The organism is Sphaerotilus sp. (assembly GCF_013299175.1).
Lineage (GTDB): Bacteria > Pseudomonadota > Gammaproteobacteria > Burkholderiales > Burkholderiaceae_C > Sphaerotilus.
On sequence record NZ_JAAFKF010000080.1, the window covers coordinates 1 to 17,549 of the forward strand.

Below are 17,549 nucleotides of genomic sequence, written 5' to 3' on the forward strand. Positions count from 1 at the left end.
CGGACACGAGCGGCAGGTTCAGGGTGATGTTGCGCGACAGCTTGGTCGCCAGGGAGGTGTCGCGGGGCAACACCTGGGAGTACGCGGGGACCAGCAACACGTCGTCGAAGGTCAGTGCTTTGCCAAGCAGGCGCATGAGTCGGGCTCCAGACGCAAAAGGAGATTATACGGACTCGTTACACGCCGGCTGGTACGCCGCGGCACGCCGCTACACTGGCGCCCATGTTTTCGACCCCCAAGCTCGGACCCCTGCGCGGCCTGTCGCTGGCCGTGTTGACCGTGGTGGCTGCCACGCTCGCCCTGCCCTGTGCAGCGCAATGGAAATGGCGCGACGCCCAGGGCCGCGTGCAGTACAGCGACCGCCCGCCGCCCAACGATGTGCGCGACCGCGACATCCTGGGCCGCCCCAACACCACCCCATCCACCGGGCAGCGTCCTGCTTCCCCAGCCTCCGCCGTCCCTGGCGCGCCGCCCGCAGCCGCGTCCACCCCGACCAGCGACCCTGCCCTCGAAACCCGCAAGCGCCAGGCCGAATCTGCCCAGGACCAGGCCAAGCGCGACGAGGACGCCCGCCTTGCCCGCCAGAAGATCGAGAACTGCGCCCGCGCCAAGGAACACGCCCGCACCGCCGAAAGCGGTCAGCGCATGGCCCGCACCAACGACAAGGGCGAGCGCGAGTTCCTCGACGACACCCAGCGCGCCCGAGAAGCCGCCCGCGCCCGCGAGATCATCGCGAGCGACTGCCGCTGACCCGACGCCCCGGCGTGCCCTGCGCCCGGTAGCGCACGCGGCGCGCCTCTTTCGGATCGACGACCAGCGGCCGGCAGACCTCCAGCCGATCACCGTCCACCAGCACGGCCGACGGCCCCACCGCCCGGCCCCACACCGCCACCGTCACCGCTGCCCGGTCGAAGCCCGGATGACGCGCCGGCAGTCCCGCGGCCAGCAGTGCCTGCTCCGCGGTCGCACCGAGCGGCAGTGCGATCGCCTGCAGATCGACCTGCCGCGGCGCCGGGCTGTAGGCGACCTCGACACGGATCATCTGCACGATCACCTGCACGGCCGGACCTGCACCCGACTCAACGCTGGCCATGGACTTGCTCGGCGCGGGCGACGAACGCATCGACGAAGGTGTTGGCGATCCGGTCGAACACGGGGCTGACGACCAGCTCCAGCGAGCGGCTGGAGAAGGCATACGACAGCGCGAACTCCACCTTGCACGCTTTCCCGTCGGGACCGATCGGCAGAAAACGCCACTGCCCCTGCAAGTGCGAGAACGGCCCGTCCACCAGGGCCATGCCGACGGACTGGCCCTCGACGTGCGTGTTGCGGGTGGTGAAGGCATGGCGCACACCTGCGTAGGCCAGGTGCAGCCGGGCCGTCACGGCACCGGGTTCCTGCGACAGGATCTCCGCACGCTGACACCACGGCAGGAACTGCGGGTAGGCCGGCACATCGGCCACGAGGTCGAACATCTCGCGGGGCGAGTACCAGAGGAGGACGGACTTTTTGACGTGCTTCACAATGCAGGGATTGTATTGAGGCCGCACATGTCCACAGCCCGCACTGCCCACACCTCCGCCACCATCGCGGAAAACCGAAAAGCACACTTCAACTACCACATCGAGGAACGCCACGAGGCAGGCGTCGTGCTGGAAGGCTGGGAGATCAAGTCCATCCGCGAAGGCCAGGTGCAGCTCACCGACGGCCACGCGGTGATCAAGAACGGCGAGCTGTTCCTCATTGGCTGCCGCATCAACGCGCTGCGCAGCGCCTCGACGCATGTGCGCCCCGAGGCCGACCGCACCAAGAAACTGCTGATGCACAAGGCCGAGATCAAGCGCCTGATCGGCAAGGTCGAGCAGAAGGGCTACACGCTGGTGCCGCTGAACCTGCACTACAAGGGCGGGCGGGTGAAGGCCGAGATCGCGCTGGCCAAGGGCAAGGCCGAGCATGACAAGCGCGACACCGAGAAGCAGCGCGACTGGGATCGCGAGAAGGGTCGGCTGATGCGGCACAAGGTGTCGAGTCCGCGCAAGGACGTCTAACAGGCGAAGGATTCGCGGAAACGCGCATCCTCTCCCGGCTGCACCACCACCCGCCCGGCCGTGATCTGCAGCACCGTGCCCGAGATCAGGCGCAGGTGGCACACCACCGCACCGTGGCAGTCCAGCGGCAACGGCAGCCCCTGCCCGACCAGGCCAAGCGGCTGGCCACCGCACAGCAGGTGGCCCTCGGCAATGCCGCCCAGTGCCGGGCCATCCCCCTGCCACGTCGCCGCATGGAACACCAGCTCGACCGGGCGCAGGTAGCCCACCAACCCATCGTCGGCGCGGTGGCAGTGTGCAGCGGCCAGCCGCAGGCGCAGCGTGGTCGGGGTGTCAGCGGTGAGTCCGGCGAGTTCGGAGTCGGGCCAGTGGAGAACATGGGTCGCGGTCATGCGGCCATCATGCCCCGGCCGCTGGCCCGCTGGCCCGTTGGACCGCTAGACTTGCCCGATGCGCCTGCAGATCTTCTCCGACCTCCACCTCGAACGCATCCCGCACTGGGAACCCACCCCTGCCCCCGGTGCCGACGTGCTGGTGCTGGCCGGCGACATTGGCTCCTACCAGACCGGCTCGCTGCTGCAGGACAGCGATTTCGGGCTGACACGGTTTTCCCCGACCCACGGTGCAGGGCATTGGCGGCAGGTGCTGTTCGTGCCTGGCAACCACGAGTACGACGGCTACGAACTCAGCGAGGCCGGCGAGCGGATGCAGGCGCTGTGTACCCGGCTGGGCATCACCTGGCTGGACCGGCGCTGCGTGGTGATCGACGGCGTGCGCTTCCTGGGCACGACGCTGTGGAGCGACTTCGATGCGATCGGGCCGCAGGAGAAAGCGTTCCGCGCCGCGAACTTCTACCTGCGCAAGAACACCTGTCTGCGCGGCGGCGTGCCGATGCTGGCGGAGTCGATGCGCGCGCTGGCGCTGGAGTGCCAGCAGTGGCTGCGCGGCGCGCTGGCCGAGCCGTTCGACGGGCCGACCGTGGTGGTGACGCACTTCGCGCCGACGCTGGCGAGCGCCGATCCGCGCTACGGGCTGGCACCGGGCACGGCCGGGTTCTGCAACGCGCTGGATGACCTGCTGCCGCGGGCCGATCTCTGGATCCACGGCCACCTGCACTGTCCCGTGGACCACGTCAGCCGCGGCTGCCGGGTGGTGGCGAATCCGCTCGGCTATGCGGTCAAGGGCGAGCAGGCGGCGTTCCGGCCGGCCACGGCGCTGACGGTGCCGCGGCGGTTCACAGGGTCGAGCACGCCAGCGCCGAAGCCGGCAGGCTGCGCTGCGCCAGTTCCAGCAGATGGCGGTGGTGGGTGAAGACCAGCACCTGCCCGCCCTGCGCGAAGTCGGCCAGCGTGCGCAGCAGGTGGACCGCACGGTCGTCATCCGAAGTCATCAGCACGTCGTCGAGCACCAGCGGCAAGGTGATCCCGCGCGCACGGTGGAGTTGCAGCGCGGCCAGACGCAGTGCCAGGTAGAGCTGGTCGCGGGTGCCTTCGCTCAGACCGTCCACGCCGAGCGTGCGGCCGTCGCGGCGGCGGATCTGCAGCACGGGGCGGTCGCCGTCGCCCGGCTCGCTTTGCAGGCGCTCGTGGTCGCCGCCGGTCATCGTGGCAAAAAAGCCGGACGCCGCCCGCAGCATCGGTCCCTGCGCCCGCTCGCGGAACTGGCCCAGCGCCTGCGCGAGCAGCGCCCGCGCCAGACGCGCGCGCATCCACGGCCCCAGGCTCGACCGGATCGCGGCGGCGGACTGCTCCATGTCGGCACGGGCCTGCGCCGCAGCGTCGCCCGCGTCGATGGCGTCTCGGGCGCGGCGGGCCGCCTCGTCGTGCTGCCGCGCCTCGTCGAGCCGGGGGACCAGATCGGCCAGCGCCTGCTCGGTCTGCTGCCGTTCGGCCTGGGCCTGCACCGCGTCGAAGGCGCCGATGCGTTCACGCAGCGCCGCTTCGTCGCACGGCGACAGCTGGGCCAGCAGGTCGCGGACGTGGTCACGCTGCTGCACCGCCTCGCGGCGCTGGCGGGCGCGCTCCTCGGCGGCGGGCAACCCGGACTCCGCGTCCACCCCCGCCGCCGCGCACAGGGCGAGTCGGGCCTGTGCGAGCGTCTGCAGCGCGGCGGCGTGCTGCTGCTGGCGCTCGGTCGCGTCGGCCAGCGCCTGCGCGAGCACCTGGCGGCGACTCTCCAGGCGGCGCGCCTCGTCGAGCTGGCGGCCGAGATCGTCGAGCCAGTGGCGCAGATCCGCAGCCGGTCCCGGCGCCGGCACCTGCAGCACCTCCGCCAGCTCGGCCGTCTTGCGTGCCAGCTCGGCCACGGCACGCTGGGCACGGGCATGGGCGGCGTGGACCTGGGTGCATTGCGCAGCGGTCAGGCGCACCTGCGCCCATTCCTGCAGCCGGGTTCGGATGGCGACCGCCTCGGCGGTGGCAGGCAGGCGCAAGGCCGCACAGACCGGCGCCAGGGCCGCCCGTGCCGCGTCGCGCAAGGCCAGCAGGCGGTGCGCAGTCTGTGCGGCGCGCGCACGCTGTTCCTCGTGCAAGCCCTGGGCGGTGGCCTGGGCATGGGCGGCTTGTTCGGCGAGGGCGAAGTGGTCTTCACGCTGGCGGGCCAGGGCGAGCAGCGTGGCCAGGGGCGTGGCCCCGTGGTCGGCCACGGTCAGCGCGTCCGCCCCCTCAGCGTCTGACGCCGACACCAACGCCGCCCGCAGCGCCCTGCGCAACCCCTGGCCGAGCTGCGCCGCCGTCGCCGCGGCGCGGGCCTCGTCGAGCGCCAGCGTCTCGGCCAGATCGGCGGCCGTGCGCGCCACGCGCAGCCGGGCTTGCCACTCGCGCAAGGATTCCGGCGCACACACCGGCAATCCCGCCGCCTGCAGCCGCGCTTGCCAGGCCGCGGCGCGGGTGGTCCGGTCGGCCTGCAACTGCGCGATCTCCGACTGGCGCAGGTGCTGGTCGCGGACCAGATCGGCGATGTGGCGCTGCAAGGACTGGATCTGCGCGGCGCGGCCGGCGTCGCGCAGCAGCGCGTCCACCAGCGCATCGGCGTGGCGCACGGCCTGCTCGACCCGCGGCCTCGCCGCCGCATCGGCCAGATCCGCGCACCACGCGTGCCACGCGGCGTCGCGCGCCAGGCGGGCGGTGTACACATCGTCGGGTGTCGGCACCACGCCCTGCGACAGCAACTGGTCGCGCTCGGCTTCGCGTCCGCGCAGGGCTTCGTCGATCTGCGCCAGCCGCACCACCAGGTCGCGCTGGCGGGTGCGGCGATCGTCCTCGGCGCGCACTGCGTGGTCGATGTCCACGTCCAGCACGGGGCACGCCGCCCGCACCGCCGCGACGCTCCACACCGCACCGCGGCCCAGATCGACCAGCGCCGCGGCCAGCCGCTGTTGCGCCTGCACCAGCTCGGCCGGCAGCCCGCTCCATCGGGTCAGCACGGCGTCGGCACGCACCACCGCGTCGCACGCCGCCCGCAGCGCCACACGCAGCGGATCGGTGGCGGGGCGAACCTGCGGTACGCTGGCGTGTGGCACCGGCGACACCGCGCGCGGTGGGTGCGCGTGCCCGCTCTGGTGCTCGTGTTGCAGCAGGGCACGCTCCGCCTCGTCCAGCCCACGCAACGCCGCCTCGGCCTGGGCGCACAGCACCGGCGTCGGCGCGCAAGGCAGCAGCGCCTCGGCCGCCAGCGTCGCGTCGATGGCCTGCAGTTGCTGCGCGAGCTGCGCGTCGAGCTGCACCTGCTCGGCGGCGGTGTCGGCGGCTTCGCGCTGGAGCGGATCCAGGCGCTCGGCGTCGGCCAGCAACCGCTCGATGGCGGATGCGGCCAGCAGCACGGCCGAGGACGCCGGCAAGGTGTCCCACGCGCGGCGGTGGCGGGCCAGGGTGTCGTTCACGGTGCGCAGGGCCTGCTGCTGGTCGGCGGTGCTGGTCTGCAGGGTGAGGCGTTGGGCGGTGGCGTCTTCACCGAGCAGGGGCGCGTCAGCGAGTGCGGCGCAGCGGGCCAGCGCCTGGTCGAGCCGGGCCAGCAGCGGCCCCACGTTGAGCCGCTCCTGTGCCTGCCGGGCAGCGCGGTCGAGGCTGGCCTGCGTCTGCAGCAGCGTGGCCAGGGTGTGGCGGGTGTCTTCGCAGCGGCGTTGCAGCTCGGCCCAGGCGGTCGGGCGCAGGGTGGCGCTGCGCAGGGTGGCAGCCTGTTCGCTGTGCTGGCGCAATGCCTCGTTGAGTCGGCCCTTGGTGCCGCGGGCGCCGGGAACGAAGTGCTTGCGGGACTCCTGGTCCAGCGTGGCCATGACCGCCTGCAGGCTGCGCACCCCGGCACTGGCCTCGAACAGCGCCGCGCCCACGTCCCCCTCGCCTTTCAGCAAAGCCTCGCCACCCTGGCGCAGCCGGGTGTGGTCCAGGCCGTAGAGCGTCTCGAAATCGGCGCGCTGCAGCCCACCGGTCAACTGGTGCTCCAGATCGGCGGACGCGGGCAGGAGTGCGTCGTCGGCACCGCGCACGCTCAGCGTCTGGCCCTGGCCCTTGCGGCGCACGACCGCCACACGCTGGCCATCCCGGTCGAGCAGGACCGCGCCAAGCCGCATCGCCGGATAGCCGTGGACAAAGTTGTCGGGGCTGCGCATGTCCATGCCGTGGCGCAGGGCCGTCAGCGCACGCAACGCCGAAGACTTGCCCGCCTCGTTGGCGCCGCAGACCAGGTGCAGCCCGACCGCACCATCGCCCAGGTCCAGCCAGCGGTCGGTGAACGGCCCGAACGCCTGCAGGTGCAGCCGCAGCAGCTTCATGCTGCCCCGCCGAGGTGGGCCAGCACCATCGCCTCGGCATCGGCCAGCAGCGTGCGCCAATCCTCTGCCGTCAGCCGATCGGGCCGCGCGTCGCCCAGATCGGCGGGCAAGGCGGGGCTGGCGTCGAGCGCCGCCAAGGCCCACTGCCGCAGTGCCGCGGCATCGCCGGCCAACGCATCGACCAGCCGAACGACTTCGCCGACGGCGTCGGGCCGGTCGGCCGCGGCGGTGCGATCCAGGGGCGAGCGCAGGTGGAGCAGCACACGCTCGATCCAGACCTCGGGGCCGTCACGCTGGCGCAACGCGGCGTGCAAAGCCGCCTCCAGAGTGCCGGGCTGGCGGGATTCCAGGTGGTGCAGTGCGGATTCGCCCTCCAGCCGCACGCGCACGGCATGCAGGCGCTGCGGGCCATCGGGGCCACCGGAAACGCAACCGTCCAGTGCGGCATGGAATTGCCGCACCAATGCTTCGGTGTCGGCCAGGGGCTGGCAGGCGATTGTCAACCCATGCCAGCGCACGACATCGAGCGCGACGAACTCGGTTTGCGTGAGGTGCCCGTCTTCAACGGTAACAATTTCGCAACCTTTAGGGCCAGTTTCCAGGGCGTGCCGGCCTTGCAAATTACCGGGAAACACGATACGGGGCGCCGATTCCCGCACCACCTGCCGGGCATGGATATGGCCCAGCGCCAGATAGTCATATCCGGTGGCGACCAGCCGGTCAAGTCGCGTGGGCGCGTAAGTACCATGGTCTGGGCTGCCGGTCAGGCTGGTGTGGAGTACACCGATATTGAAGCAACCCGCAATGGGTGCGGGATATCCCGGCACCAGATCTTCCGTGACCGCCCGGTCTGGAAAGCTGCGGCCATGCACCGCCACGCGCAGCGCGTCGATTACCTGGGTTTGCGCCACCCGCGAGCTGAAGACATGGACGTGGGCCTGTCGCGGGAGTTGGCGCGAAATGAGACTTTCCGCATCGTGGTTGCCGCGCACCACAAAAGCGGAAATACCGTTCGGCGCGAGCCGGGCGAGTTGTGCGTGGACAAACAGGCCGGTGCGGAAATCGACCCAATCGCCGTCATACAGATCCCCGGCCAGAATCACCAGATTCACCTGCCGCTGGATGGCCAGGTCGATCAAGGCGACAAAGGCCAGTCGGGTGGCGCCGCGCAGGCGGTCTGCGGGGGCGCCATCGCGGACATCCAGCCCCCGCAAGGGGCTGTCAATGTGCAGATCTGCCGCGTGGAGAAACCGCATGCCGACGCAGCCCAGGGCGCTGACCGGGTAGCAGGGTCACTGAATCACTGGGCCTGGTTTTCGATCAGGAATTCGTCCTGCGTGCGACCGCTTTCGAGCGCAGCCACCAGCCAGCGCGGCTTCAGGCCACGGCCAGTCCAGGTGGAACCCGTCGAGGGGTCGCGGTATTTGGCGGCCACCTTGGAGGGTTCCTTGTCCGGATTGGCGGCCTTGCGCCCGGTGGCGGTCAGGTCCGCGGCGGTGATGCCGTGCTGGGCCATCAGTGTCTTGATCTCGTTGATCACGCCGGAACGCTGAGCCGACTGGAATTCAGCGATCGATTTCGCGATTTCCTGCTGCTGGCGCTGCAATGCGTCTTTCTGTGCGATCAGTTCCTGAAGTGTCGTCATGGCTGGAATTGGTTTTTGGGTGAAGGAAGAGCACATGCTCGGAGCGGAGTATGCCGCCTTTTCACCAACCAAGGCCCGGGCATTTCATGAAAAACTATTAATTGCCGGATACCAGGGAACCTGCGGTGGCGTTTATTCCACGGCCACTGCGGCGGGTTGCGCAGAATTCTGGCGCTGGCGTGCATTGAATTGCCGGGCCAACTCCGAGGGCAGGCTGGACTTGTGGCGGTGGTCCGACCAGAACTGGCGCCACAGCCGCGCACCGCGCTCGCCATTCCACAGGCCCAGCGCATGGCGCATCGCCGTGGGCCAGGCGCGCCCGCCTTGATGCACCCGGTCCAGATATTCGAACCACTGGGTTTCCACCGAGACACGGGTCTCCGCGGGGCCAATTTTCCCGAAAAACCGCGCATCCCACGCGGCCATCATCCAGGGGTCGTGGTAAGCCTGCCGGCCAACCATCACGCCATCCACATGGGCCAGATGGGCGGCAATCTCGTCGTCGCTGCGCACACCGCCATTGAGCACGATGGTGAGCTGCGGGAAATCCTGCTTGAGCCGGTAGACCAGCTCCGGCCGCAGCGGCGGGATGTCGCGGTTTTCCTTGGGACTCAGGCCCTTGAGCCAGGCGTTGCGGGCATGGACGATGAACACCTCGCAACCCGCCTCGGCCACGGTGCCCACGAAATCGCGCACGAAGTCGTAGCGTTCGACCTGGTCGATGCCGATGCGGTGCTTGACGGTCACGGGCAGATCGACCGCATCGCGCATCGCCTTCACGCCATCGGCCACCAGTTGCGGCTCCGCCATGAGGCAGGCCCCGAACGCCCCTTTCTGCACCCGCTCGCTCGGGCAGCCGCAGTTGAGGTTGACCTCGTCATACCCCCACTGCGCCGCCAGCCGGGCGCAGGCGGCCAGATCCATCGGCTCGCTGCCGCCGAGCTGCAGCGCGACAGGGTGTTCGGCGGCATCGAAATCGAGGTGGCGGGCGGCATCGCCGTGCAGCAGCGCGCCGGTCGTGACCATCTCGGTGTAGAGCCGGGTCTCGCGCGTCAGCAGGCGGTGGAAGGTGCGGCAGTGGCGGTCAGTCCAATCGAGCATCGGCGCAACAGACAGGCGCCAAGGCGACGGCACGGCGGGGGACGGAGGGGCAGCGTAGGTCATCACCCGCCCATTATCTCGGGAGATCTCGGGTGTCGGCGGCCTGGTCTGGCGCAAAACCGAAGCCGAGGCGGCGTGACATCGTTAACGGTTGAGAAGTTCTTTTACGTGATGTTACATTGACACATGCCCACCGACCGCCCTCTTTGCCTGATCACCGGCCTGGACCGCCTGGGCATCCCCCCCACTTGGCCAGCACAGGACCGCGTCTGGCCCGAAACCAACCGCTACACCGACCTGTGGATCGGCGTGCTCGCTGCGCTGCGGCTGGAGGCGTCGGCGTGCCTGCCCTACACGCTGGCGGTGGATTTCCTGGACGACCAGTGGACCCAGTTCCGCCCGTCGCACGACGACCTCTACACGCTCTACGGCATCGAGGTGCAGACGCTCAGCCTCTGGCGCCCGCTGATCGACCACCTGCAGGGACAGCTCAGCGCCGGGCGGCTCGTCATCGTCGATGTGCCGGCGCGCGGTCTGCCCGATGGGGCGGGTGGGCTGCTGCACCCGCGCCGCACCACCGAAACCATCGTCGTCAACGAGATCGACACCCAGCGCGAACGCCTGGGGTTTTTCCACCGCACCGACTACCGCGTGCTGCAAGGCGCCGCATACCGCCGCCTGCTGCACCCCGACGCGCCACCCGAGTCCGAAGCCCTGCAAGGCCGGGCCGAGGTCATCAACCTGCACAACCTCGTGCGCCGGCCGCCGGACACGCTGCGCCACCTCTCGCACCAGTTGCTGGAAAAGTACCTCCAGCGCGTGCCGACCCGCCACCCGCTGCGCCGCTGGCGGCGGCGCTTCGCCGGTGAAATCACGCCGCTGCTGGCCGGAGGACCGACGCATTACCAGCACTGGGCCGACGCCGGGCCGCACCAGCTCGGCAGCGCCTTCGAGCTGGCCGCGCTCTACCTCGTGTGGATCGCCGGCGGCACCAGCGGCACGGCACACCTCGTGCAAGCCGCCGATGCTTTCCGGCAGCTCAGCGTGCTGGCGCGCTCGCTGCTGCTCAAGGGCGCGCGGTCGGTGGTCAACGGCCAGCCCTTCCAAGAACACGACCTGATCGAGCGCATGACACGCCTGTGGAGCCGCGGCATGGCGCTGCTGGGCGCCGGCGAGATCGTGCTGGACACCCCGACGCTGGTGCTCAAGCCAGCGCCCGCAGCGGATGGACATGCGCCGGCCACGGACTGACGAAGAAGTCCGCCACCATCGCCTCGGTCACATCGGCCAGTTGCGCCGGGTTCCAGCGCGGCTGGTGGTCCTTGTCGATGACCAGCGCGCGGATGCCTTCGACCGTCTCGCTGGCCGTGCCGGGACGCAGGTGGAAGCAGTGGCGCACGAGATCGCGCTCCATGCGCAGGTCGTCGGCCAGCGTCATCGTGCGGGCACGGCGGATCTGCTCCAGCGCCACGGCCAGCATCAGCGGCGAGCGTTTGTGCAGCGCGGCCAGCGTGTGGCGGGCGAACTCCCCGGAAGCGGTGGCCAGCGAAGCCGCGATGTCGGCAAGGCTACCCTGGCTGAAATGCAGGTCGATGGACTCGCGCCGCGGTGGCAGCAGCAAAGGGGACTCGGCCACCGGCTGCGCCACGCCAGTGACACACGCGAGCACGTCGTCGGCCGACAACAGCGTGTCGCTGGCGAGCCGGTCCATCAACGCCGGCAGATCCGCTGACCGCACCTGCACATCCGCCAGCCCGACCGCCACCGCGTCGGCCGCCCCCAGCGCCTCGCCGGTCATCGCCAGGTATTCGCCCACATGCCCCGGACAGCGCGACAGGAACCAGCCGCCGCCCACGTCCGGGAACAGCCCGATGTGGGTTTCGGGCATCGCGAGCTTGCTGTGCTCGGTGGCGATGCGCAGGCGGGCACCCTGGCTGATGCCCATGCCGCCGCCCATCGTGATGCCGTCCATCACGGCGAGGTAGGGCTTGGGGTAGGTGTGGATGAGGTGGTTGAGGGCGTATTCCTCGGTGAAGAAATCCTCCAGCCGAGGATCACCGGCCAGCGCCGCCTGGTGGAAGAAGCGGATATCGCCCCCCGCGCACAGGGCCGGCGGTTTGCCCTCGCGGCCCTGGCCTTGCAGCACCACGGCCAGCACGGCAGGATCGGCCGCCCAGTGCAGCAGCACCGCGGTGAGGTCGCGCACCATCGACAGCGACAGGGCGTTGAGGGCGCCGGGGCGGTGGAGCGTCAGGAACCCGACGCGGCCACGGACCTGGGCACGCACCCAGCCATCCGGGGACAGCGCAGGAATGGGCAGAGCGGAAAAAGAGGACGGCATGCGGGACTCCGGCAAGCAAGGCACAGCCCCGATCCTAGCCTTGCCCGCCCCTGCGCCAGCCCAGCAGCTCGTTGCCCACCAGCGCGCCCAGCACCAGCGCCCCGCCGGTCAGCGCCGTCGGACCCGGCGCCTCGCCCGCACCGACCCACGCCCATAGCACCCCGAACACCACCTCCAGCAGCCCCAGCAGCGCGATTTCCGGCGCCGGCAGGATGCGCGTCAAGCCCACCACCAGCAGGCAGGGCAGCGCCAACTGGAATCCGCCCAGTCCCGCCAGCAACACGAGGTCGTGCGCCGACGCCTGCAGCGGCCACGCCAGCGGCAGCGTGACCAGCGACGACAGCAGCGCCCCGATCAGCACCGCCGGCAGCATGTCCTGCGACTCGCCCGCCACCTCACCGTGCGAGATGTGCTGCAGCACCGTGAAGTTGACCGCCGCCGCCAGCGGCACCGCCAGCGCGACCGCCATGCCCAGCAGGCTGCGCGCATCGGCCGCCTGCACCTCGTGGCCGAACATCCACGCGATGCCCGCCCCAGCCACGGCGATGGCCGCCCAGGTGCGCGCCGGCAACCGGTGGTGCAGGAACAGCCGGGCGAACAGTGCCGTGACCAGCGGCCCGATCGCCATCGTCACCAGCACATTGGCCACACGGGTCATCGTCAGCGCCAGCATGAAGGCCGTGAACATCACCGCCCAGCACAGCCCCGACAGCCACACCGCCCGCGGCGAGCGCCAAAGGCCACGCCACAGTGCCACGCCGCGCAGCCCAGTCAGGGCCACCGACAGCGCGAGCACGGTGAACGCACTGCGCCAGAACGTCACCTCGAAGCCCTGCGCCACCTCGAACTGGCGGCTGACCACGCCGGCCGTGCTCCACAGCAGCGTGACCAGCACCATCATCGACACCGCACGCACATGCGACATGGGATTGCCTTCGTCCATGAAAAAAGCCCCGGCGGAGTTCCGGGGCTGGTTCTGCACAACGACCAGATGGCCAGTCGTCGATCAGTCGTCGATCAGGAACGGGCAGCGCGCTTGCGCTCGTGCTCGGCCAGGAAACGCTTGCGCAGGCGGATCGACTTCGGCGTGATCTCGACCAGCTCGTCGTCCTCGATGAACTCGACGCCGTATTCCAGCGACAGCTCGATCGGCGGCGTGATCTTGGTCGCGTCTTCCTTGCCGGAGACGCGGAAGTTCGTGAGCTGCTTGGTGCGGGTGGCGTTGACGACCAGGTCGTTGTCGCGGCTGTGGATGCCGACGATCATGCCTTCGTAGACGGGATCGTTCGGCTTCACGAACATGCGGCCACGGTCGTCGAGCTTGCCCAGCGCATAGGTGAAGATTTCGCCCGCGTCCATCGAGATCAGCACGCCGTTCTTGCGGCTGGCGATGTCGCCCTTGTGCGGCTCGTAGCCTTCGAAGATGTTCGCGATCAGGCCCGAACCGCGGGTCAGGTTCAGGAACTCGTTCGAGAAGCCGATCAGGCCCCGCGCCGGGATGCGGTACTCCAGGCGCACGCGGCCACGGCCGTCCGGCACCATGTTGACCAGCTCGCCCTTGCGCTCGCCGAGGGCCTGCATCACGCCGCCCTGGTGCTGCTCTTCCACGTCGGCGGTGACCATCTCGATCGGCTCGCACTTCTCGCCGTTGATTTCCTGGAACACCACGCGGGGCTTCGACACGGCCAGCTCGTAACCTTCGCGGCGCATGTTTTCCAGCAGGATGGTCAGGTGCAACTCACCACGGCCCATCACCTCGAAGATGCCGTCTTCGTCGGTTTCCTTGACGCGCAGCGCGACGTTCGACTGGAGTTCCTTCTGCAGGCGGTCCCAGATCTGGCGGCTGGTGACGTACTTGCCTTCGCGGCCGGCCAGCGGGCTGGTGTTGACGCAGAAGTTCATCGTCAGCGTCGGCTCGTCGATCTTGAGCATCGGCAGCGGCGCCGGGGTGATCGGGTCGGTGATGGTCACGCCGATGCCGATGCCTTCGATGCCGTTGATCAGCACGATGTCACCGGGGCCGGCTTCGGTGGTCTGCACGCGGTCCAGGCCGTGGAAGGTCAGCACCTGGTTGATGCGGCCCTTGATCGCCTTGCCGTCCGGGCCTTCCATCACCAGCACGTCCATGGACGGCTTGATGGTGCCCTGGCTGATGCGGCCCACGCCGATGCGGCCCACGAACGTGGAGTAGTCCAGCGACGAGATCTGCAGTTGCAGCGGCGCGGCAGGATCACCCTCGTTGGCCGGGACGTGCTGCAGCACCGTGTTGAACAGGGCCGACATGTCGGGGCCCCACTGCTCGCCCGGCGCGCCCTCTTCCAGCGACGCCCAGCCGTTGATGCCCGAGGCGTAGACGACGGGGAAGTCGAGCTGCTCGTCGGTGGCGCCGAGCTTGTCGAACAGGTCGAACGCGGCGTTGATGACGGCGTCCGGCTTCGCGCCCGGCTTGTCCACCTTGTTGACCACGACGATCGGCTTCAGACCGAGGGCCAGCGCCTTCTTGGTCACGAAGCGCGTCTGCGGCATCGGGCCTTCCTGCGCGTCGATCAGCAGCACCACACCGTCCACCATCGACAGCGCGCGCTCCACTTCACCGCCGAAGTCGGCGTGTCCGGGGGTATCGACGATGTTGATGTGCGTGCCTTCCCAGCTCACGGCGCAGTTCTTGGCCAGGATGGTGATGCCGCGTTCTTTTTCGATCGCGTTGTTGTCCATCACGCAATCGACGACCTTTTCGTGGTCGGCGAAGGTGCCGCTCTGGCGCAGGAGTTGGTCCACCAGGGTGGTCTTGCCATGGTCAACGTGGGCGATGATGGCGATGTTGCGGATTTGCTTGGTCATGGGGTTGTACGCCAGGGGTGTGGCCGTTCCGATCATTCAGGTTTCAGGATTCAGGACGGCTGCAGGGCCTGGACTTCAAGTGGGCTCAGGAGCCGATCGGCGATCAACTCGCCAGCCGTGATGTGGCCGCTGCCCAGCAGGGAGCGGCCGTCGGGACCATAGACACGCACGCGCTCGGCATCGGGCTGACCCGTGCGGCGGCGCATGCCCGAGAGGAAACGACCGGCGTCTTCGACACTCAGATGCACCGCCGGCCAGTCCGACAGCAGCACATCGACGGGCAGCACCCGTGCATCGCGCTCGGCTTCGCTCATCGCCGTCAAGGCGTCGAGCGTGACCGAGCCGCGCAGATCCACCGGACCGCTGGCGATGCGCCGCAGTCCGGCCAGGTGGGCGCCACAACCCAGTGCTTCGCCGATGTCCTCGGCCAGCGTGCGGATGTAGGTGCCCTTGGTACACAGCACGTCGATCACCAGCGTTTCCGGCCGGTCAGCCTGCCACGCGATGAAGTCAATGCGGTGAATCGTGACTTGCCGCGGCTGGCGCTCGATGGTGATGCCGGCGCGGGCGTACTCGTAGAGCGCCTTGCCGTTGTGCTTGAGCGCGGACTGCATGGGCGGCAGTTGCGAGATCAGGCCAGTGAAGCGGGCGCAGGCGGCGTCGATCAGCGCCCGGTCCACTTGCACCGGCCGCTCCTCGATCACCCCGCCTTCGCGGTCGCCGCCCACCGTGCGCTGACCCAGGTGCAGCGTGGCCCGGTAGCCCTTGTCGGCCTCCAGGCTCACCTGCGAGAACTTGGTCGCCGCACCGAAGCAGATCGGCAGCAGCCCGGTGGCCAGCGGGTCGAGCGTGCCGGTGTGGCCCGCCTTCTCGGCGCGGAACAGGCGCTTGACCTTCTGCAAGGCGTCGTTGCTCGACAGACCGATCGGCTTGTCGAGCAGCAGCACGCCATGCACCGCGCGGCGCTGGATACGCACGCGGGGAGGCATCGGCACCACCAGATCGGTGGCCACCGGGGTCACATCGGTGGTCATTTGGCGGTGTCGTCTTTCGATTCGCCGTCCACCACCACATCGTCCGGGACGCGCTGCGAATTGGCCAGCGTGATCAACGCACTCAGTTCGGCCGCCCGCTCGGTGGTGCGGTCGAAGTGGAAATGCAGCGTCGGCACGGTGTGGATCTGCAGCCGCTTGAACAGGCCGTTGCGCAGGAAACCGGCCGCCTCGTTGAGCGCCACTTCGGTCTCGTTCGCTTCGCCGATCAGCACCGAAAAACGGATGCGGGCGTGCGCGTAGTCCGGCGTGATGTCCACGGCGCTGATCGTGACCATGCCGATGCGCGGGTCTTTCAGCTCACGGATCAGATCGGCCACATCGCGCTGGATCTGGTCGGCTACTCGAAAGCTGCGGTTGGGAATGGAACGCTTGTGTCGCATGGATATCGCATCGAAGCCCATGGCAATGCGCCACGGAAAAACAACGAGGCCCCGACACAGCGCCGGGGCCCGGAATGTGGAACGGCAGCCTTACAGCGTGCGCGCCACTTCCTTGATCTCGAAGAACTCCAACTGGTCGCCTTCAGCGATGTCGGTGTAGTTCTTGAGCTTGATACCGCACTCGAAGCCTTCCTTGACTTCCTTCACATCGTCCTTCAGGCGGCGGATCGAATCGACTTCGCCGGTGTAGATGACGATGTTCTGGCGCAGCAGGCGGAACTTGCAGTTGCGGCGCACCAGACCGGCGGTGACCATCGAGCCGGCGATGGTGCCGATCTTGGTCGCCACGAACACGGTGCGGATCTCGGCGGAACCGATGGCCTCTTCGCGCTGCTCCGGTGCCAGCATCCCCGACATGGCGGCCTTGATCTCGTCCACCGCGTCGTAAATGATGTTGTAGTAACGCAGATCGACGCCGTTGTTGTCGGCGAGCTTGCGCGCACCGGCATCTGCACGGGTGTTGAAGCCGATGATGACGGCCTTCGAGGCGATCGCCAGGTTGACATCCGACTCGCTGATGCCGCCGACCGCCGCGTGGACGATCTGCACCTTGACCTCGTCGGTCGAGAGCTTGAGCAGCGAGGTCGCCAAGGCTTCCTGCGAGCCCTGCACGTCGGCCTTGATGATCAGCGGCAGCATCTGCGCAGCGCCCTGGCCCATGCCTTCGAACAGGTTTTCCAGCTTGGCGGCCTGACGCTTGTTCAGATTCACTTCGCGGTACTTGCCTTGGCGGAAGGTGGCGATTTCGCGGGCACGCCGCTCATCGACCAGCACCATGAACTCGTCACCCGCACGCGGCACTTCGGTCAGACCCTGGATTTCCACCGGGATGGAAGGTCCAGCGTCCTGGCACGCCTTGCCGTTTTCGTCCAGCATGGCGCGCACGCGGCCATAGCTCTGACCCGCCAGCACGGCATCACCACGCTTCAAGGTACCGGACTGGATCAGCACCGTCGCGACCGGGCCGCGGCCCTTGTCCAGACGGGCTTCGATCACGAGGCCCTTGGCGAGTGCGGCCACCGGGGCACGCAGCTCCAGCACTTCGGCCTGCAGCAGCACCTGCTCCAGCAGCGCGTCGATGCCCTGGCCCGTCTTGGCCGACACCAGACAGAACGGCGATTCCCCGCCGAACTCTTCCGGGATCACGCCTTCGGCCACCAGCTCGCTCTTGACGCGTTCGAGGTTCGAATCCGGCTTGTCGATCTTGTTGATCGCGACCACGATCGGCACCCCCGCCGCCTTGGCGTGGTGGATGGCTTCCTTGGTCTGCGGCATCACGCCGTCGTCCGCCGCCACCACCAGGATGACGA

At 68.9% G+C, this 17,549-nt stretch carries 18 protein-coding genes; 4 read left to right on the plus strand and 14 right to left on the minus strand.

Translation table 11 applies throughout. From position 1 onward, the window contains the following. Window positions 1-136 (minus strand): IMP dehydrogenase (locus tag QZW52_RS13755; protein WP_293999898.1); only part of this gene is annotated, 136 nt, incomplete at its 3' end. Between the two features lie 86 nt (window positions 137-222). Between QZW52_RS13755 and QZW52_RS13760 the strand changes: the two genes are divergently transcribed. After that, on the plus strand, window positions 223-750 hold the full coding sequence (locus tag QZW52_RS13760; protein ID WP_293999871.1) for a DUF4124 domain-containing protein: 528 nt from the start codon (window positions 223-225) through the stop codon (window positions 748-750). Here the strand turns inward: QZW52_RS13760 and QZW52_RS13765 are convergent. Further along, window positions 728-1,093, minus strand: coding sequence for an RnfH family protein (locus tag QZW52_RS13765; RefSeq protein WP_293999873.1), 366 nt, complete (start codon window positions 1,091-1,093; stop codon window positions 728-730). The genes QZW52_RS13760 and QZW52_RS13765 overlap by 23 nt on opposite strands. Continuing rightward, window positions 1,080-1,523 (minus strand): type II toxin-antitoxin system RatA family toxin, encoded by a 444-nt coding sequence (locus QZW52_RS13770; RefSeq protein ID WP_293999876.1) that lies wholly within the window; start codon window positions 1,521-1,523, stop codon window positions 1,080-1,082. Before QZW52_RS13770 ends, QZW52_RS13765 begins: the two co-directional genes overlap by 14 nt. A 27-nt stretch (window positions 1,524-1,550) precedes the next feature. Between QZW52_RS13770 and smpB the strand changes: the two genes are divergently transcribed. After that, window positions 1,551-2,048: an SsrA-binding protein SmpB gene (smpB, locus tag QZW52_RS13775; protein ID WP_293999878.1), complete on the plus strand. Its 498-nt coding sequence runs from the start codon at window positions 1,551-1,553 to the stop codon at window positions 2,046-2,048. Here the strand turns inward: smpB and QZW52_RS13780 are convergent. Further along, window positions 2,045-2,440, minus strand: coding sequence for a hypothetical protein (locus QZW52_RS13780; protein WP_293999879.1), 396 nt, complete (start codon window positions 2,438-2,440; stop codon window positions 2,045-2,047). The genes smpB and QZW52_RS13780 overlap by 4 nt on opposite strands. Window positions 2,441-2,498: 58 nt before the next feature. Here QZW52_RS13780 and QZW52_RS13785 point away from each other — a divergent pair, with 58 nt between their 5' ends. After that, window positions 2,499-3,359 carry a metallophosphoesterase gene (locus QZW52_RS13785; RefSeq protein WP_293999881.1) on the plus strand — a complete coding sequence of 287 codons (861 nt, stop codon included), beginning with the start codon at window positions 2,499-2,501 and terminating at the stop codon, window positions 3,357-3,359. Here QZW52_RS13785 and QZW52_RS13790 read toward each other — a convergent pair. The 4 genes from QZW52_RS13790 to dusA form a co-directional block, all read right to left on the minus strand. After that, window positions 3,283-6,816, minus strand: a complete 3,534-nt coding sequence (locus QZW52_RS13790) for a YhaN family protein (RefSeq protein ID WP_293999882.1) — start codon at window positions 6,814-6,816, stop codon at window positions 3,283-3,285. The genes QZW52_RS13785 and QZW52_RS13790 overlap by 77 nt on opposite strands. After that, the gene (locus QZW52_RS13795) at window positions 6,813-8,072 is read right to left on the minus strand and encodes a metallophosphoesterase family protein (protein ID WP_293999884.1); all 1,260 of its coding nucleotides are present in this window, start codon (window positions 8,070-8,072) and stop codon (window positions 6,813-6,815) included. The genes QZW52_RS13790 and QZW52_RS13795 overlap by 4 nt, the downstream gene beginning before the upstream one ends. A 44-nt stretch (window positions 8,073-8,116) precedes the next feature. Then, window positions 8,117-8,497: an H-NS histone family protein gene (locus QZW52_RS13800; protein ID WP_293999886.1), complete on the minus strand. Its 381-nt coding sequence runs from the start codon at window positions 8,495-8,497 to the stop codon at window positions 8,117-8,119. A 96-nt stretch (window positions 8,498-8,593) separates the two neighbouring features. After that, window positions 8,594-9,625: a tRNA dihydrouridine(20/20a) synthase DusA gene (dusA, locus tag QZW52_RS13805; RefSeq protein WP_293999888.1), complete on the minus strand. Its 1,032-nt coding sequence runs from the start codon at window positions 9,623-9,625 to the stop codon at window positions 8,594-8,596. Window positions 9,626-9,748: 123 nt separating this feature from the next. Between dusA and QZW52_RS13810 the strand changes: the two genes are divergently transcribed. After that, on the plus strand, window positions 9,749-10,813 hold the full coding sequence (locus QZW52_RS13810) for a DUF1839 family protein (protein ID WP_293999889.1): 1,065 nt from the start codon (window positions 9,749-9,751) through the stop codon (window positions 10,811-10,813). Here the strand turns inward: QZW52_RS13810 and QZW52_RS13815 are convergent. The 6 genes from QZW52_RS13815 to infB form a co-directional block, all read right to left on the minus strand. Then, the gene (locus tag QZW52_RS13815; RefSeq protein WP_293999890.1) at window positions 10,767-11,903 is read right to left on the minus strand and encodes an enoyl-CoA hydratase/isomerase family protein; all 1,137 of its coding nucleotides are present in this window, start codon (window positions 11,901-11,903) and stop codon (window positions 10,767-10,769) included. The two genes, QZW52_RS13810 and QZW52_RS13815, sit on opposite strands and share 47 nt — an antisense overlap. Before the next feature lie 34 nt (window positions 11,904-11,937). Then, window positions 11,938-12,846, minus strand: coding sequence for a DMT family transporter (locus QZW52_RS13820; RefSeq protein ID WP_293999891.1), 909 nt, complete (start codon window positions 12,844-12,846; stop codon window positions 11,938-11,940). 74 nt (window positions 12,847-12,920) lie between these two features. Continuing rightward, the gene (typA, locus tag QZW52_RS13825) at window positions 12,921-14,744 is read right to left on the minus strand and encodes a translational GTPase TypA (RefSeq protein ID WP_293999892.1); all 1,824 of its coding nucleotides are present in this window, start codon (window positions 14,742-14,744) and stop codon (window positions 12,921-12,923) included. Window positions 14,745-14,794: 50 nt separating this feature from the next. Then, a complete protein-coding gene (truB, locus tag QZW52_RS13830) occupies window positions 14,795-15,778 on the minus strand; it encodes a tRNA pseudouridine(55) synthase TruB (RefSeq protein ID WP_293999894.1) in 984 nt (327 codons plus the stop codon). Then, window positions 15,775-16,179, minus strand: a complete 405-nt coding sequence (rbfA, locus tag QZW52_RS13835) for a 30S ribosome-binding factor RbfA (RefSeq protein WP_293999896.1) — start codon at window positions 16,177-16,179, stop codon at window positions 15,775-15,777. The genes truB and rbfA overlap by 4 nt, the downstream gene beginning before the upstream one ends. A gap of 90 nt (window positions 16,180-16,269) precedes the next feature. After that, the coding region (gene infB / locus QZW52_RS13840) for a translation initiation factor IF-2 (RefSeq protein ID WP_293999897.1) at window positions 16,270-17,549 on the minus strand (1,280 nt) is incomplete at its 5' end.

Coding starts and splice junctions, on each gene's coding strand:
- QZW52_RS13760 (WP_293999871.1), top strand. CDS start 223: ATGTTTTCGACCCCCAAGCTCGGACCCCTGCGCGGCCTGTCGCTGGCC.
- QZW52_RS13765 (WP_293999873.1), bottom strand. CDS start 1,093: ATGGCCAGCGTTGAGTCGGGTGCAGGTCCGGCCGTGCAGGTGATCGTG.
- smpB (WP_293999878.1), top strand. CDS start 1,551: ATGTCCACAGCCCGCACTGCCCACACCTCCGCCACCATCGCGGAAAAC.
- QZW52_RS13780 (WP_293999879.1), bottom strand. CDS start 2,440: ATGACCGCGACCCATGTTCTCCACTGGCCCGACTCCGAACTCGCCGGA.
- QZW52_RS13785 (WP_293999881.1), top strand. CDS start 2,499: ATGCGCCTGCAGATCTTCTCCGACCTCCACCTCGAACGCATCCCGCAC.
- QZW52_RS13790 (WP_293999882.1), bottom strand. CDS start 6,816: ATGAAGCTGCTGCGGCTGCACCTGCAGGCGTTCGGGCCGTTCACCGAC.
- QZW52_RS13795 (WP_293999884.1), bottom strand. CDS start 8,072: ATGCGGTTTCTCCACGCGGCAGATCTGCACATTGACAGCCCCTTGCGG.
- QZW52_RS13800 (WP_293999886.1), bottom strand. CDS start 8,497: ATGTGCTCTTCCTTCACCCAAAAACCAATTCCAGCCATGACGACACTT.
- dusA (WP_293999888.1), bottom strand. CDS start 9,625: ATGACCTACGCTGCCCCTCCGTCCCCCGCCGTGCCGTCGCCTTGGCGC.
- QZW52_RS13810 (WP_293999889.1), top strand. CDS start 9,749: ATGCCCACCGACCGCCCTCTTTGCCTGATCACCGGCCTGGACCGCCTG.
- QZW52_RS13815 (WP_293999890.1), bottom strand. CDS start 11,903: ATGCCGTCCTCTTTTTCCGCTCTGCCCATTCCTGCGCTGTCCCCGGAT.
- QZW52_RS13820 (WP_293999891.1), bottom strand. CDS start 12,846: ATGGACGAAGGCAATCCCATGTCGCATGTGCGTGCGGTGTCGATGATG.
- typA (WP_293999892.1), bottom strand. CDS start 14,744: ATGACCAAGCAAATCCGCAACATCGCCATCATCGCCCACGTTGACCAT.
- truB (WP_293999894.1), bottom strand. CDS start 15,778: ATGACCACCGATGTGACCCCGGTGGCCACCGATCTGGTGGTGCCGATG.
- rbfA (WP_293999896.1), bottom strand. CDS start 16,179: ATGCGACACAAGCGTTCCATTCCCAACCGCAGCTTTCGAGTAGCCGAC.